The sequence below is a fragment of the Erwinia endophytica genome (genome assembly GCF_009295515.1).
GTDB lineage: Bacteria > Pseudomonadota > Gammaproteobacteria > Enterobacterales > Enterobacteriaceae > Erwinia > Erwinia endophytica.
Genome location: NZ_RQVV01000053.1, coordinates 16,272 through 30,964, shown reverse-complemented (window position 1 = coordinate 30,964; position 14,693 = coordinate 16,272). Strand labels below are relative to the sequence as shown.

Below are 14,693 nucleotides of genomic sequence, written 5' to 3'. Positions count from 1 at the left end.
TCAGTATCGAAAGCCTGCCCTGACAACAGACGCGACTGGCTTCAGAGCAATTATTCAACCGCCTGGCGTACTATTTTCAGCCATTGTGCTACTATTTTTGAGAGGTAACTCTCAATTTAACATTATATTTACCGCGTTAGCGAGATGATAACAACCATTATTGTTGCTAAATGGTAATTTTCCATCAAGTTATTTTCACATAGTGGCAACAGTAATGTCCGGGAAGGGAAAAGAGCAGGATCACTCATTAAAGAACGGTCCTGCTCCCGGAAGGTTTAAAGTGCCGAGCTCTGACGTGGACGAGTGGCGTAGATAAACAGCAGTATGGAAAACGTCGCACAGACAAAGATTGAGCCAACCATCGGCCAGGCGCTATTAAACGATAAGGTGGAAAGCAACGCGCCAACCAGTGCGCCTACACCAAAACGCAGCGTTCCCGCCAATGATGAGGCCGTACCGGCCATGTGAGGGAATTCTTCAAGGATCACCGCCATCGCGTTCGACGAGACCATCGACACACAACCAATAAACATCGCCACCCCAAACACTAACGGCAAAAATCCGAGATTAAACAGACTGACCACGACCATCCATATCGCCATAGTAAACTGTACCAACAAGCCAAAACGGAACATCGCCAGCGGACCGAAACGACGTACTGAGCGACTGTTAATCAGCGTCATCAGGAACAAAAACACCACGTTAAGGGCAAAATAATACCCAAAATCCTGCGGCGAAATGTGGTTCAGTTCGATATAAACAAACGGCCCGGCATTGAGAAATGAGAACAGACCGGCAAAAGAGAAACCGCTCGCCAGCATATAGCTGAACACGCGCTTATGGCGGAACAATGACAGAAAGTTCCTCAGGGTCGTGCGCAGATGAAACTTCTGCCGTTTATCCACCGGCAGCGTCTCCCTGATCTGCGTCACTACCAGAGCTGTCGTGACCACCGCTGCGATTGAAATGGTCCAGAATATTGCGTGCCAGCTCCACAGCAACAGCAACCAGCCGCCAACAATCGGCGCCATCAGCGGTGCGACAGTGGTCACCAGCATCACGAATGACATCATGCGAGAAAACTCTTCTTGCGAGTAACTGTCGCGCATCAAAGCGCTGATTACCACACTGCCCGCCGCTGCCGACAACCCGTGTAACAAGCGCATAAAGATCAACTGGTCGATGGTTTGCGCCATCGCACAAGCGGCAGCAGCCACCGCGAAAATCATCGTTCCCAACGCAATCACCGGTTTGCGGCCGAAACTGTCAGCCAGTGGACCATAAACCAGTTGGCCCAGCGCAAACCCCAGGATGTAGATATTCAGCGTCATCTGCACGCTACCAGCCGAAACACCAAATTCGTGGGCAATTTGCGGAAGAGCAGGCAAATACATGTCAATCGACAGCGGCATGAGCATGGCCAGCAGACCCAGGATCACCACCAGCCCTGCCGACGAATTTTTTTCCTTATGCACCCTCATTACTGCTCCTCTGTTCATTATTATATTTGTCATGCTTCAAACTGCGGGCGAGTTAACTGCATGAGCGTACCCCAGCCAGTAACTGAGTCAGTCCCGGGAAATTTATTAGCTCGCTGGCTGCGTGATTTTGCCTGATGCCCTCACCTGGTTGAGGGCAGAGCAATGCGGTGCAAAAACATCAGGCGTTCTTGCTCCGCCACGCGGATTATTTGAGGTATACGCTGGCGATCTCGTCTTCCGTCAGCGCACGGTATTCACCCGGTGCCAAATCATCATCCAGCATGATGTCGCCAATACGTTCACGATGTAGCGCCAGCACGTGGTTACCGACTGCGGCAAACATACGTTTGACCTGATGATAGCGCCCTTCGCTGATGGTTAAGCGCACCTGACATTCGCTGATCTGCTCCAGGCTGGCTGGCCTGGTGAGATCTTTTTCATTATGTAGTTGTACGCCCACGGCAAACTGCTCCGCAGTATCGTCCGCTACCGGCGACGCCAGGGTGACCAGATAGGTTTTTTCACAGTGGTGACGTGGAGAAGTCATACGATGCGACCACTGACCATCGTCAGTCATCAGCACCAGCCCGGTGGTATCAATATCCAGCCGCCCCGCCGCATGCAATTTATAGGCGGCGGGCTCTTCAAGAAAGTACAACACGGTTGGATGATCCGGATCGTCGGTAGAACAGACATAGCCTTGTGGCTTATTCAGCATGAAGTAACGCGGCCCCAGTTGCAGTTGCAACGCGTTACCGTCGTATTCCACTACGTTTTCCGGGTTCAGCTTAAACGAGCCGTCCCGCACTACTTCCCCATCAACCGTGACTTTACGTGCTCGCAGCTCACGAGTGGCAATCGCCCGGCTGACTTCCAGTTGCTGAGACAAAAATTTATCAAGTCGCATTAAATCCGCACTGCCTGTTTACAAGAAGAAAGAAATTGACGTCCCCAACAACGGAACGTTTGAAGAAAATAAATCGATAGATCCGTCATACTGCCTACTACGGGGCAAAACGCCAATACGGTGTCGATCCTTGCAGACACCGGCCCTATGGGATCAGGCTAAATCGCCGCCCCGCGAACCCGTCGCCAAAGGCTGATTGACGTTACCGTCTGGGAACCTCGCAACCAACACACCGGCAACGTGCAGCATGGGAGATAGCCCTTGCAGTATATCGGGAGTTACCGTTCAGGCACAGGGGCTAACGCGCGCGAAGCAGACTTTCGTGGCATAATGCGCTTTTACGCCCACATTTCCTGAAACTCATGTCGTTTACTCTGCGTCCCTATCAGCAGGAAGCGGTTGATGCCACACTCCGCTACTTTCGTCGTTCCCGGCAGCCTGCAGTCATTGTTCTCCCTACCGGTGCGGGCAAAAGCCTGGTCATCGCCGAACTGGCAAGGCTGGCGCGTGGACGGGTGCTGGTACTGGCCCACGTTAAAGAACTGGTAGCGCAAAACCACAGCAAATATCAGGCTTACGGACTGGAGGCGGATATCTTTGCCGCCGGGTTACAGCGCAAAGAGAGCCACAGCAAAGTGGTGTTTGGCAGCGTACAATCGGTGGCTCGTAATCTGTCGCAATTCGACAGCGAATTCACCTTATTGATTGTGGATGAGTGTCATCGTATCAGCGATGCCGACGACAGCCAGTATCAGCAAATCCTCAGCTACTTGCGTCTGCGGAATCCTCAGTTACGGCTGCTGGGACTGACAGCCACCCCCTATCGTCTGGGCAAAGGCTGGATTTATCAGTTTCACTACCACGGCATGGTTCGGGGCGATGCGAGTACACTGTTCCGCGACTGTATTTATGAGCTGCCGCTACGCTATATGATCAAACACGGCTTCCTGGTGCCCCCCGAAAGACTGGATATGCCCGTGGTTCAGTATGATTTTAGCCGTTTGGGCGTACAACAAAACGGTTTGTTCAGTGAGGCAGACCTTAACCGTGAGCTAAAACAGCAACAGCGCATCACGCCACACATCATCCAGCAAATCGTTGAGTTTGCACAGGATCGCCTGGGTGTAATGATTTTCGCCGCAACCGTTGCGCATGCGAAAGAAATTCTCGGGTTGCTGCCGAACAGCAAAGCCTTAATCAGTGCGGAAACCCCGGCGACTGAGCGCGATACCCTGATTACCGCCTTCAAAGCCCGTCAACTGCGTTATATGGTCAATGTGGCGGTACTGACGACCGGCTTTGATGCGCCACACGTCGATTTGATCGCCATCCTGCGCCCGACTGAATCCGTCAGCCTTTACCAGCAAATTGTCGGCCGTGGACTCCGGCTTTATCCCGGTAAAACTCACTGCCTGATCCTCGACTATGCCGGTAACCCACATGATATTTTCACCCCGGAAGTCGGTTCGCCAAAGGGAAAAAGCGACAATAAACCGGTGCAGGTCTTCTGCCCTTCATGCGGATTCGCCAACACATTTTGGGGGAAAACGGCTGAAGACGGCACAGTCATTGAACATTTTGGTCGCCGGTGTCAAGGCATACTGGAGGATGACGACGGCGAACGTGAACAGTGTGATTTTCGCTTCCGTAGCAAAAACTGCCCACATTGTCATGCCGAAAATGATATTGCGGCCCGCCAGTGTCACCAATGTAATGGGGTGTTGGTTGATCCAGACGATATGCTGAAGGCCGCGCTGAAACTGAAAAACGCCCTGGTGCTGCGCTGTGCGGCGATGGTGCTGGAACACGGGACAGATGAAAAAGGTGAGTGGCTGAAAGCACGTTATTATGACGAAGACGCCACGGAAGTCAGCGAACGTTTCCGTCTGAGTACTCCTGCGCAACGTACCGCTTTTGAGCTGGTTTTTTTGCGCCCACACCAACGCGCCCCTGGAATAGCACTGGGCTGGAAATGTGCTGCTGACATCGTCGCGCTACAACCTTTATTGCGTCATCCCGACTTTATCGTGGCGCGAAAACAACGCCATTACTGGCAGATCCGCGAAAAAGTGTTCGATTATCAGGGACGTTACCGCCGGGCAAATCAACTTCACCACCCTGGAGAGTAATTTATTACGTTGCCTGGTTGCCTGACATTGGGCTATAATACGCGCCGCTTCTGCGCCCGCAGGAGCTGAAACGCTAACCTGTTGCTGGGTCGCCTGTAGCAGGATGATAACTTGAAGAGACTGAACAATGTTCACTATCAATGCAGTAGAACGTAAAGAGCAGGGTAAGGGTGCGAGCCGCCGCCTGCGTACAGCTAACAAATTCCCCGCCATCATTTATGGCGGTAAAGATGCAGCTGTTGCCATCGAACTGGATCATGACTCAGTGATGAACTTGCAGACTAAACCAGGGTTTTATACCGAAGTGTTGACTCTGGTTGTCGACGGCAAAGAAACCAAAGTAAAAGTACAGGCTGTTCAGCGTCACCCGTTCAAGCCAAAACTGAACCACATCGATTTCGTTCGCGCTTAATTGCCCGTCTGGATCTGGTGCAAGAAACATCGCTGAACATCGCGCTGTAGACTGTTGAGAACCCCACTATTAAGTGGGGTTTTCTTTTAATGGGTGAATAGCGAGCGATGCACGGCTGTCACAGCGATTTCATCTGCGCCGTGTCGCTAAGCTGTCGGATAGCCGGAACCAGGCTTGTTACGCCCGTCGCGGTTAAAACAGCAACGGCACAGGCCAGCAACACTGGCTGGCTACCGAAATGTATCGCCAGAGGACCGGCTGCCAGTTCACCGAAAGGGATAGCCACAAACGATCCCATCGCATCCCAGGCGTAAACGCGCGCGAGTTTATCAGCAGGAATATGCGTTTGCAGATAATGCGCCCAGACGACGCCAAATTGCCCGAACCCCACTCCCGCAAGAAAAAAAGCCCCCATCAGCATCGGCGTGGAAAAATCCATCCCCAGCAATAAAGCAGGCAGGGCGCAAAGTGCGACAAGGATGACGCCAATCAACATATCGCGCCGTGGTCGCCAGCGTAACGCGATAAAGGATCCGGCTATCAGCCCCATGCTCTGCGCCGCGACACTCATCCCCCAACCGGTTCGTCCAATTGAGGCATCCGCCACCACTGGCCCGAGGACCATTACCACGCCGCTGAAAGCCGCGTTCACCACGGTAAACTGAACAACTACTGACCAGACCCAGGCGCGTGCAATAAACTCTTTCCAGCCGTCCCGCAGTTCCTGAAGGATATGGATACGTGGCGTTGCAGTTTCTGCGGCATCAATCCGCAGACAGAAATAAAAAGGCGCAGAGACAGCAAACCCCAGCGCATCAACAACCAGTCCCCACCCCGGCCCGAGCGCGCCAACCAGTATTCCTCCCAATGAAGCCCCTGCCACCGTTCCGGCATAAACACCCAGTTGGATAAAAGCGTTGGCCTGCCTGAGATGTTGTGCCGGTACAGTTTGTGGAACAAGAGCCGAAGAAGCGGGTAAGGCAATCCCGGCGGCGGCACCATTAATCGTACCGAGGATCATCAGCCCAATGATCGTGGCCGAACCATCCAATACCCACCAGGCTACCATCCCCTGAGACAGTGCGGCTATCAGAGAGGAACAGAGCAGCACTTTATTGCGCGAATAGCGATCAGCCAACACGCCGCCCAATAATAAAAAGGCGACATTAAACACAGAGCGGGAGGCCACAACCATGCCCAAATCGGCTGCCGAACCGCCAATATCCAGCACAGCAAAGGCCAGGGCGATCGGCGCGATTGCATTGCCGGATACGGTGAGAATACGGGCTAAAAACAGGTTCCTGAATGGCGCGAAATACCCGACATGTCTGGCATGACCGACGGTGGCATTCACACTCTTTTCTCCTCGCGGCACTGACGGTTATTTTTATTGTTTAACGCCATGCGGCCTGTGCATTGTTGTAACGCCCGGATTGCCATTTCGCGTCTCCTTACCGAAAAGTCAGATGGCATGTGCCTGTTTAAGGTATTTTTTGGTTTATCCTGTAGCAGATCTTTATTTCAGCAATGCTGTGAAAAACAGCACCATTTTTAGCCGGGCTGTCGGCAGGCACGCTGAAGTGTCCAACGGGATTTGATAAGGCACAATATGACCTCCTTCGAAAAAACCATGCTGGTTAATTTCAGCCAGAGCCAGATGTATAATCTGGTCGCCAATGTCGCCGCTTATCCGGAGTTTCTGCCCTGGTGTCAGGAAGTTGAGATCCTTGCCTGCCAACCCGACAGTAAGATGGTGCGCATCGGCGTTCGCCACCCGCTGTTTCCCCAGCTTAATCTCACTACTCGCGCCACCTTCCATCCCGACAGCTCACTGTATTTACAGCAGTTGTCGGGATCATTTCTGGCGGCTTTCGAAGGGCACTGGCAATTTACCCACGCAACTACGGCACCAGACCTTCCCCCACAGTGTTGGGTTACCATTACGGTCCGTTACCGCTTTTCAAACCCATTGCTGAAGTTAGCTCTCTCACCATTTTTCGCGTTGCTGGTACGGATGCTGCCCGAACTGTTTATTCAGCGAGCTGAACACCTTTATGCTCAGCACTGATTCTTGCGCGGCTTCCCTGTTCAGGAAGCAACAACAGGTTCTTTTTCTGGCTGTTATTTACCGCTACTGCTACGACGCTGCAATTGATCACGCAAGTTTGGCGGCGTCCCTTTAATAGTGAGCGTATCGGTGACTGGATCCCAGAAAATCCGCTCCCCCAACAGCATCGCGTCAAAATTGATGGTCAATCCTCCCCCACTGCCGGCGAATTTTGTCAATTGACGTAGCGTACTGCGATCGGCCGGAAAACGTTCTTCCAACGCGTAATCCTGCTCTTGAGTAAAAGCCTGGAAGGTTTTCTCACCAATCGGGGCCAGTTCTTCAGACAATCCCTGCAGTTCAATCTCTTCACCCGCCTGCAACTGTTCGTTACAATAGCTATAAACCTGCTGGCGATAATTTTGTCGCTCGTGTTTATCGAGACTGGCCTCAGAGCAATAGTCATCGACCGCCTGCAACAATCCTTTATTCTGTGCTTTGGTATCCAGCCCGCCACTGGCACCGAGGAAATCCATAAAGAAGTCTGCCACTTTGCGCCCGACACGACCACGCAGGAAGGTTAAATAGCGGGTTGAAGCCGGATTGGTTTCCCATTCGGTTAGATCGATACGGGCCACAATATCAGCATGATTAATATCAAGATAGTGCGTACTGCTGATATCCAGCTCTTCATTGACACGCATACTGTTCTGACTGTTGAGAACAGCAATCAGCAGATACTCCACCGCCAGGTAGCGGTAGTGACCAAACAGCACGATACCGCCGTCGGCAAAAGTGTATTTGGCCAATTCATCACGCAGACGTCCGGTGGCGGCGCGGCTGAATGCCAGAAAATCATCCTCACCTTTCCGGCAGTTACGCAGCGCATCGGCCAGCTCGCTCCCTTCATTAAACAGACCGTAAGCCTTGTTCTTTGCACTGTAAACGCGGTGTAACTCTTCCATCATCGCCGTGACCGGCCCGTTGACCGGCAATAAAGACTCACGCAGCACCAGTTCCAGCGTCTGTTCATCACGCTTGATCATCTGATGAAGGGCAATCTGGTCGATATCCAGACTCATGGTAGACTCTCCTTAAGATTTAACCCAGTCGCGTATTCAATCACCGAGCGTCACCGCGATCAACAGGCAACAACATTAACCAATGCCCGGAGATAAAAGTGCAGAAAAAATCACGGGATTACGGTAAGATACCGCCCTTTAATACTCAACAAATTCGACGTTATGCCACAATCATCCCGTTACAGTGACGAGCGCGTGGAGAAACTCCTCGCCGACATGGTCAGCATTCTTGAAAAAGATCAGACCCCGACCGATCTTTCCCTGATGGTTCTGGGAAATATGGTAACTAACTTAATCAATAGCAGCGTGGCGCCGACTCTGCGCCGTTCGCTGGCACGTTCATTTGCCGAAGCGCTCCAAAGCTCGGTACATGAAGATAAAGCCCATTAATGTGATGATTCTGACTCTGTTATGGTAACAAATCGGCAGCGCTACCGTGAAAAAGTCTCCCAGATGATTAGCTGGGGGCACTGGTTCGCCCTGTTTAACATTATCTTTGCTTTCATTCTGGGTAGCCGTTACCTGTTCGTCGCCGACTGGCCGGCATCGCTGGCTGGGCGGATTTATGCCTTTAGCAGTTGGATTGGCCATTTCAGTTTCCTTGTCTTCTCCGCCTACCTGTTGATCATTTTTCCATTAACCTTTGTGGTGATGTCGCAACGGCTGCTGCGTTTCCTTTCAGCCATTATTGCCACTATCGGTCTGACACTGATCATCGTCGACAGCACGGTGTTTAATCGCTTTCACCTGCACCTTAATCCCGTGGTCTGGGATCTGGTGGTTAATCCCGATCAAAGTGAAATGGCACGTGACTGGCAGTTAATGTTTATCTGTGTGCCAACCATTTTCCTGGTCGAAATGCTGTTTGCGACCTGGAGTTGGCAAAAACTGCGCAGCCTGAATCGGCGCAGTTTTGGTAAACCGCTGGCGGTGTTGTTTATCGTGGCATTCTGTACCAGTCACGTAATGTATATTTGGGCCGATGCGAACTTCTATCGCCCAATCACTATGCAGCGTTCTAACCTGCCTCTCTCCTACCCTATGACTGCACGCCGCTTCCTTGAAAAGCATGGTCTGCTGGATGCACAAGAATATCAACGCAGACTGGTGCAGCAGGGAAATCCGGAAGCCGTGTCGGTAGCTTATCCGCTCAACGCCATCACTTTTCGTGATCGCGGAACACGTAACAATCTGCTGGTGATAACCGTAGATGGGCTGAACGACGCGACACTGCCGAAGTTTTTACCAAACCTGGCACAGTTCGCCAGTAAGAATGTCAGCTTTAATCAGCACTTCAGCGCAGGCAGTCAGGCTGACAGCGGTTTGTTTGGGTTGTTTTATGGTATATCGCCAAACTACATGGATGGTGTGCTTTCAGCCCGCATTCCCTCTGCGCTGGTTGATGCACTGAATAAGCAAGGCTATCAATTCGGCTTGTTCGCTTCAGACGGTTTCGCTTCACCGCTGTACCGTCAGGCACTGCTTGCCGACTTCTCGCTCCCGGCCTCACACAGCCAGTCTAATGCGCAGACCACCGCCCAGTGGCAACACTGGCTGGAAGGACAGAAGGACAGCGGATCGCCATGGTTCTCTTATCTTTCACTGGCGGGAATTGATGAAGCGGATAGTTCGCCGAAAGCGATTGCCCGCCATTACCCGCGTAATGCCGCAGATGCGGATCAACAGATCCAGACCGTGCTGACGACCCTACAGGAAAAAGAACTGTTGGATAAAACGGTGGTAGTGATCACCGCACAACACGGCGTCGCACTGGACGGTAATACCAGCATGGGCAATCGTGCCAATCTGCATGTACCGCTGATTATCCACTGGCCGGGCACGCCTGCTCAGCAAGTTAATAAGCTGACCAACCATCAGGATGTGATGACCACACTGATGCAACGTTTGCTGCACGTCAGTACTCCGGCCTCCGACTATTCTCAGGGTGAGGACCTTTTCGCCGCTCAACGGCGTCATGACTGGGTCGCCAGCAGTAACGATCGACAATTGGTTATCATCACCCCTGGGTTAACGCTGGCGCTGGACAATAACGGTAACTATACCGCCTGGGACAGTAAAGGTCGCCGTATGAAGGATCATAAACCACAGCTGGCGCTGTTGTTGCAGGTGTTGACCGAGGAAAAACGCTTTATTGCTAACTGAGTAGACATTGCTTAATTTCATAGCAGTCAACACGTTAGATGCTTGCAATCGTCGCGAATTTGCGTAGTATTAGCTCCCACGTATCGGCACGTAGCGCAGCCTGGTAGCGCACGGTCATGGGGTGTCCGGGGTCGGAGGTTCAAATCCTCTCGTGCCGACCAAAAAAACCTTTAAAAAGCAGCCTCTTACGGCTGCTTTTTTTATTGCTGAAATTCGTAGGGGGAGAAACTAGGGAGAAACCAGGGAGAAACCCCCGCGCAAACTATCAATAAGTTACGTGTTGTACACCGCTGATTAACGGTCATTGTGTCCGGGGTTTTAGTGAGGTGATGGTAGGGAATAAATGCTGGTGGAGGGGTATGGATAGACGAAAAAAAACCCGGCGCTATGGCCGGGTCCTGGTGTTGTATTGTAACGAATTAATTACATAAATATCAAAGTGGAGATGGTGATCCAGATTGCGAGGGAGCCGGAAAAAATCACCAACCAGGTGTTTTTACTCGTCCATTTCATGCGGTCGCTCCTTATGCGTGATTAAAATAACCACAACATTCGCGGTAATCCAATCGGCACTATCGATCAATGAGTTACAATTGATCGTTTATACAGATCAATACGCATAACTCATTGAATTAATTTATATAAATTCCATATTGGCTGATTTTTAGAGCTGGTGCATTGACACTGGCAGCGAGTCAGGGGCAAACTGGATTAATGGACTAATTCTAGGGATGGGTTATGTATTATAGTGATTCAATTATTACCTCTATCCAGGCTGATCGTATACTGGCTTTAAAGCTTGAGGATGCGCTCAAAGGCGTAAAAGATAGTGTTATTTCAAATATTAAACAGATGGGGGATGGAGCCACAAGAGCATCTTATTATCTGTCTTGTTTTACAGATAATTATCAGGACGTATGCACAAAACTAAAACATGAAGATGCAAGATTCCTTCTCGGTATAGCCCAATTAGTAAAAGATCGAAATATTATTTTCGAAATGATTAAAATATATATAGAAATAAACTTTAAAAACAAAAAAGAAGGACGCATTCAAAACATTATCAGAAAACTTGTGAACGCTGGTGTTCATATATCTTCATCAACCTTTACTAACAGGCTGTTAGTTATTGCTATAGCCACTGCTATTTGCCAAAGCTATAGTTTTAGCGCCATTGTGAATGAGCGTATAAGTAGAACTAAAGGAATAGCTATTAAGGCGGGGGTTACTGCTGCTGCATTTTCTTTAGGTCTATATGGTTTGGTGCAGGATGCTGCTAATAGCGCTGATGCATTAAAGAAATATAATGTTTTTTATTACAATGCATTATATGAAAAAAATCTTGAAATGATGTATTTTTTAATTGAGCCTGTCATTTCAAAAAACCCTTATTTAAACCCCATGCTTATTTCGGATGATGAATTAGTTGATTTAATTACTAGGTTAGTTAGGTGATTTATGAATTTTTTTACAAAGTGGCTTAAGGAAGAATTAATAATATTCTTATGGGGCGGCGGAGTTGTATTATCTATTATTGTTTTTGGTGTATTTGCCGTCTCTTACTTTCCAGACATTGCAATAAATTTAATAGGGATATTTATTGTTTTAATTATTTTATTTCATGTTTTCATATGGCGTAAATTATAAAGGATATTGATATGTCTAACCCAGCACATTTATGGTTAAAGGATGAAAATGGATCACCAATTACAGGCTCCTGTCTAATGCCAGACAGACTAGGCTCTATTGAGTTGCGTTCTGTTAATCATCATATCTGGATACCTACGGACAGCAACACAGGAAAACTAACCGGGACAAGGCTTCATACCCCGATAAAAGTATTAAAAGAATTCGACAAAACGACGCCTTTACTTTTTAGAGCACTTTGTGAAGGAAGGAAATTAATGCAAGCTACATTGAAAATGTATCGGATCAATGAAGCTGGTAAAGAAGTAGAGTATTTTAATATTGATATGGAAAACGTAAAAATTACTGCAATTACCCCAAACTTACATCAAAGCGGCATGACCAGTACGCACCTTGAAGATATTGAGTTACGTTATGAAGCCATTACATGGAAATATACAGACGGGAATATAATATATAAGGATAGTTGGAACGAGCGCGCGTGTGCATAACAATATACCCGGCCAGAGCGCCGGGTTTTTTAACCGTCAGCTATCGCTAATAGTGATGTACTTAAGCTCACCATTAACGTAAATGGGGATCTTTCCATCTGTGAACGTTGTCCGGATCATCAGCATGCCACCATCGAACCCCAGCCCCGCCCAGCCCGCCGACAGTGAAAATTTTGGCAGTGCGTCTCTGAGTCCGTCAAGCGCTGCAATTTCATCATCAGTAAGTGATTCTCCTTTGAAATCAAAATAGGCACACTGTCCTGTTTCAAATCGCGATTTTCCCGTCGTTTCGAGTTGTACATTTGCTGACTGTACGTAATTTCGCAATTGCACATAAATATTGATATCTGACGCATAGTCGGCTTTAAATTTCACGTCAGCAACAGGACACGCTCCCTCACCTGACCAGCTAACCAGTACCCTTTCTGCGTCGTCTTTATTCTGCATCCTGATAATACATTTTCCGCCGCCATGTCGTGTATCGTTCACAACGTGGCTTTCGGTGACAGTATCCCAGTGCGTCGTTCCTGTAATGATTAATTCAGATGTGTCACCCGTTGTGCCAGCGTGGACTTTGCCAACATAAACCCACTTCGTATTGGCTGATCCATTACTGATCCGGTTATGAGAATGCAGCACGTCATAAGTGAGTGAGCCGTGAAACTGCGCCCCGTAGTTTTCAAGTCGCAAATAGCCACGCTCAAAACGCGACAGCCAGTCTGTTTTATCCACATCATTGTGCGTAACGGTAGAGCCACTTTGTAAATTGAGTTGTGAAATAATGGCGCGGCAGTAGGTCAGATTTAACGGATTCGTGCAGGCTTCGACAGATAATCCTTCTATCATCATCTGACCGCATGACAAATCTCCAGGGTATTCGCTTTTTTCAATCCAGCCGTTGTAAATAAATGACTGAGTTGCACGTTGAATATCAAAAACAGGCTCTGTCGTACACGACTGCATATTAAAATTAGTCAGTTCTATCGCTGTGACGTGATCCCAGTTTCCGTAAACAGTATTTGACCAGTTAGTATAAAGCACACTTGCGTGACACATTGACGCATAAAACTGATCTAATTTGGTATCAAGCGTGTCAATCAGTGAAATTGCACGGCCACCTAAATTCAGAAATCTTAAATTAGTTCCGCGAAAATAAGTCCCCGCCGTACAGGAATTACTGTAAAACTCCTTTGTGTTGGCAGTAACATCATATTCCCCGTCAATAATTAAATTAGATATTTCCGTATATCGGGCATTGACACTGAACATTACGCCAGTTGTTTTATTTGATACGATTGTTGTAGATGGGAAATACCCAAAATTCACCTGAGCACCGGTTAATCTGAATCGGCTGTAATATTTTGATGAAATATCAACATTATCAACGCGAAATTTTCCAGCGGGAAAACGAATTCCCAGCGCCGGGTTATTTTTCTGCGAATAATTGAACATTGCAATCACTGCTGCAGAACAGTCAACATCCCCACCCTCTGTCGCGCCAAAATGCGAAACATTGAGATTGTTATCATCATCAGTCACACGCTGCCAGTGCCATCCTTCACCCGCTGCAATCGTTCCGCCATCGTCAGTCGCAGCAACGAGAAAACCGGTAAAATCCCCGCCACCGTAATCCGTTCCGTCATGCCAGCCCCTGAGCCGCCAGCGTTGGCCATCAGCAACTGGCGCTGTTGTGCGGAGTTCGTCGAATGACTGAGCTCGGGCCGCCGCCAGCGCCTCATCCCTTGCGGCGGCGGCTAATATTGCGGCAGTTTCTGCGGTTGATGCCTCCTGGCTTGCGGTCTCAGCCGCAACAACCGCCTGGGTTTTCTCTTCTGCAGCGGCTGTCGCCGCCGCCTCGCTGGCCTGGCCGGATGTTTTTGCCAGTGCTGCGGCAACCATCGAATCATCAGCAAGGGATTTTACTGAGTTAAACACCACTTTATCACTGTAAAAATCATCTGCATTAATCAGGTAATCATTCAGTGATGCTGCAGGGCCATCCTCCTCCACTGTGATCCGTCCCAGCACTTCAGGGCGAACATTTCCCGGCCACACGACCGTTACTGTGTAGCCGCCGGGTAGCAGCTGCAGTGCGTATCTTCCATCTGCGGCAGTTGTCGCCGTTGTTACTGACTGATTCAGAACGCCGGCGGAATTACGATGGGCAGTGATAACAATGCGCGCGCCCGACACAGCCCGCCCGCCGGGATCGTTAAGGACACCGCTTATTTCAATAGTTTCAGACATTTATATAATTCCGGGGTGATTAATCACTTTAAACGATCAATATTCAAATATTGATCGCTTTTTAAAGTTATCTTTACCGCGCTGTTA

Annotated in this window: 13 protein-coding genes and 1 tRNA gene; 9 read left to right on the top strand and 5 right to left on the bottom strand. The window is 49.3% G+C overall.

Annotated features, from left to right (window positions below; genetic code table 11):
- Positions 1–275 precede the first annotated feature (275 nt).
- A complete protein-coding gene (locus EH228_RS14860; RefSeq protein ID WP_152322405.1) occupies positions 276–1,475 on the bottom strand; it encodes a Bcr/CflA family multidrug efflux MFS transporter in 1,200 nt (399 codons plus the stop codon).
- Positions 1,476–1,686: 211 nt separating this feature from the next.
- Positions 1,687–2,388 carry a 16S rRNA pseudouridine(516) synthase RsuA gene (gene rsuA, locus EH228_RS14855; protein WP_152322404.1) on the bottom strand — a complete coding sequence of 234 codons (702 nt, stop codon included), beginning with the start codon at positions 2,386–2,388 and terminating at the stop codon, positions 1,687–1,689.
- A 362-nt stretch (positions 2,389–2,750) separates the two neighbouring features.
- On the opposite strand from rsuA, the gene radD reads away from it, so the two are divergent.
- Both radD and rplY read left to right on the top strand, forming a co-directional pair.
- A complete protein-coding gene (gene radD, locus EH228_RS14850) occupies positions 2,751–4,517 on the top strand; it encodes a DNA repair helicase RadD (RefSeq protein WP_152322403.1) in 1,767 nt (588 codons plus the stop codon).
- A gap of 127 nt (positions 4,518–4,644) precedes the next feature.
- Positions 4,645–4,929: a 50S ribosomal protein L25 gene (gene rplY / locus EH228_RS14845; protein WP_152322402.1), complete on the top strand. Its 285-nt coding sequence runs from the start codon at positions 4,645–4,647 to the stop codon at positions 4,927–4,929.
- Between the two features lie 118 nt (positions 4,930–5,047).
- Here rplY and EH228_RS14840 read toward each other — a convergent pair whose 3' ends face one another.
- Positions 5,048–6,283 (bottom strand): MFS transporter, encoded by a 1,236-nt coding sequence (locus tag EH228_RS14840; protein WP_240116304.1) that lies wholly within the window; start codon positions 6,281–6,283, stop codon positions 5,048–5,050.
- A gap of 255 nt (positions 6,284–6,538) precedes the next feature.
- Here EH228_RS14840 and EH228_RS14835 point away from each other — a divergent pair, with 255 nt between their 5' ends.
- Positions 6,539–6,997, top strand: a complete 459-nt coding sequence (locus tag EH228_RS14835) for a type II toxin-antitoxin system RatA family toxin (protein ID WP_152322401.1) — start codon at positions 6,539–6,541, stop codon at positions 6,995–6,997.
- Between the two features lie 53 nt (positions 6,998–7,050).
- Here EH228_RS14835 and yejK read toward each other — a convergent pair whose 3' ends face one another.
- The gene (gene yejK, locus EH228_RS14830; protein WP_152322400.1) at positions 7,051–8,058 is read right to left on the bottom strand and encodes a nucleoid-associated protein YejK; all 1,008 of its coding nucleotides are present in this window, start codon (positions 8,056–8,058) and stop codon (positions 7,051–7,053) included.
- A 162-nt stretch (positions 8,059–8,220) separates the two neighbouring features.
- Between yejK and EH228_RS14825 the strand changes: the two genes are divergently transcribed.
- The 6 genes from EH228_RS14825 (at position 8,221) to EH228_RS14800 (ending at position 12,359) form a co-directional block, all read left to right on the top strand.
- The gene (locus tag EH228_RS14825; protein ID WP_152322399.1) at positions 8,221–8,448 is read left to right on the top strand and encodes a YejL family protein; all 228 of its coding nucleotides are present in this window, start codon (positions 8,221–8,223) and stop codon (positions 8,446–8,448) included.
- Between the two features lie 21 nt (positions 8,449–8,469).
- Complete coding sequence (yejM, locus tag EH228_RS14820; protein WP_152322398.1) at positions 8,470–10,221, top strand: LPS biosynthesis-modulating metalloenzyme YejM; 1,752 nt, start codon at positions 8,470–8,472, stop codon at positions 10,219–10,221.
- An 84-nt stretch (positions 10,222–10,305) separates the two neighbouring features.
- A tRNA-Pro gene (locus EH228_RS14815) sits at positions 10,306–10,382 on the top strand.
- A 577-nt stretch (positions 10,383–10,959) separates the two neighbouring features.
- Positions 10,960–11,676 carry a hypothetical protein gene (locus EH228_RS14810; protein WP_152322397.1) on the top strand — a complete coding sequence of 239 codons (717 nt, stop codon included), beginning with the start codon at positions 10,960–10,962 and terminating at the stop codon, positions 11,674–11,676.
- Positions 11,677–11,679: 3 nt separating this feature from the next.
- Positions 11,680–11,868 (top strand): hypothetical protein, encoded by a 189-nt coding sequence (locus EH228_RS20750; RefSeq protein WP_152322396.1) that lies wholly within the window; start codon positions 11,680–11,682, stop codon positions 11,866–11,868.
- A gap of 11 nt (positions 11,869–11,879) precedes the next feature.
- Entirely contained in the window at positions 11,880–12,359 is a 480-nt protein-coding gene (locus EH228_RS14800; RefSeq protein WP_152322395.1) for an Hcp family type VI secretion system effector, read from the top strand.
- A gap of 36 nt (positions 12,360–12,395) precedes the next feature.
- Here EH228_RS14800 and EH228_RS14795 read toward each other — a convergent pair whose 3' ends face one another.
- Positions 12,396–14,606 (bottom strand): prophage tail fiber N-terminal domain-containing protein, encoded by a 2,211-nt coding sequence (locus tag EH228_RS14795; RefSeq protein ID WP_152322394.1) that lies wholly within the window; start codon positions 14,604–14,606, stop codon positions 12,396–12,398.
- Positions 14,607–14,693 lie beyond the last annotated feature (87 nt).

Excerpts from the sequence above, each read along its gene's own strand:
- EH228_RS14810 (WP_152322397.1), top strand. The coding sequence starts at position 10,960 with ATGTATTATAGTGATTCAATTATTACCTCTATCCAGGCTGATCGTATA.
- EH228_RS14795 (WP_152322394.1), bottom strand. The coding sequence starts at position 14,606 with ATGTCTGAAACTATTGAAATAAGCGGTGTCCTTAACGATCCCGGCGGG.
- EH228_RS14825 (WP_152322399.1), top strand. The coding sequence starts at position 8,221 with ATGCCACAATCATCCCGTTACAGTGACGAGCGCGTGGAGAAACTCCTC.
- EH228_RS14800 (WP_152322395.1), top strand. The coding sequence starts at position 11,880 with ATGTCTAACCCAGCACATTTATGGTTAAAGGATGAAAATGGATCACCA.
- yejK (WP_152322400.1), bottom strand. The coding sequence starts at position 8,058 with ATGAGTCTGGATATCGACCAGATTGCCCTTCATCAGATGATCAAGCGT.
- rplY (WP_152322402.1), top strand. The coding sequence starts at position 4,645 with ATGTTCACTATCAATGCAGTAGAACGTAAAGAGCAGGGTAAGGGTGCG.
- radD (WP_152322403.1), top strand. The coding sequence starts at position 2,751 with ATGTCGTTTACTCTGCGTCCCTATCAGCAGGAAGCGGTTGATGCCACA.
- yejM (WP_152322398.1), top strand. The coding sequence starts at position 8,470 with ATGGTAACAAATCGGCAGCGCTACCGTGAAAAAGTCTCCCAGATGATT.
- EH228_RS14835 (WP_152322401.1), top strand. The coding sequence starts at position 6,539 with ATGACCTCCTTCGAAAAAACCATGCTGGTTAATTTCAGCCAGAGCCAG.
- EH228_RS20750 (WP_152322396.1), top strand. The coding sequence starts at position 11,680 with ATGAATTTTTTTACAAAGTGGCTTAAGGAAGAATTAATAATATTCTTA.
- rsuA (WP_152322404.1), bottom strand. The coding sequence starts at position 2,388 with ATGCGACTTGATAAATTTTTGTCTCAGCAACTGGAAGTCAGCCGGGCG.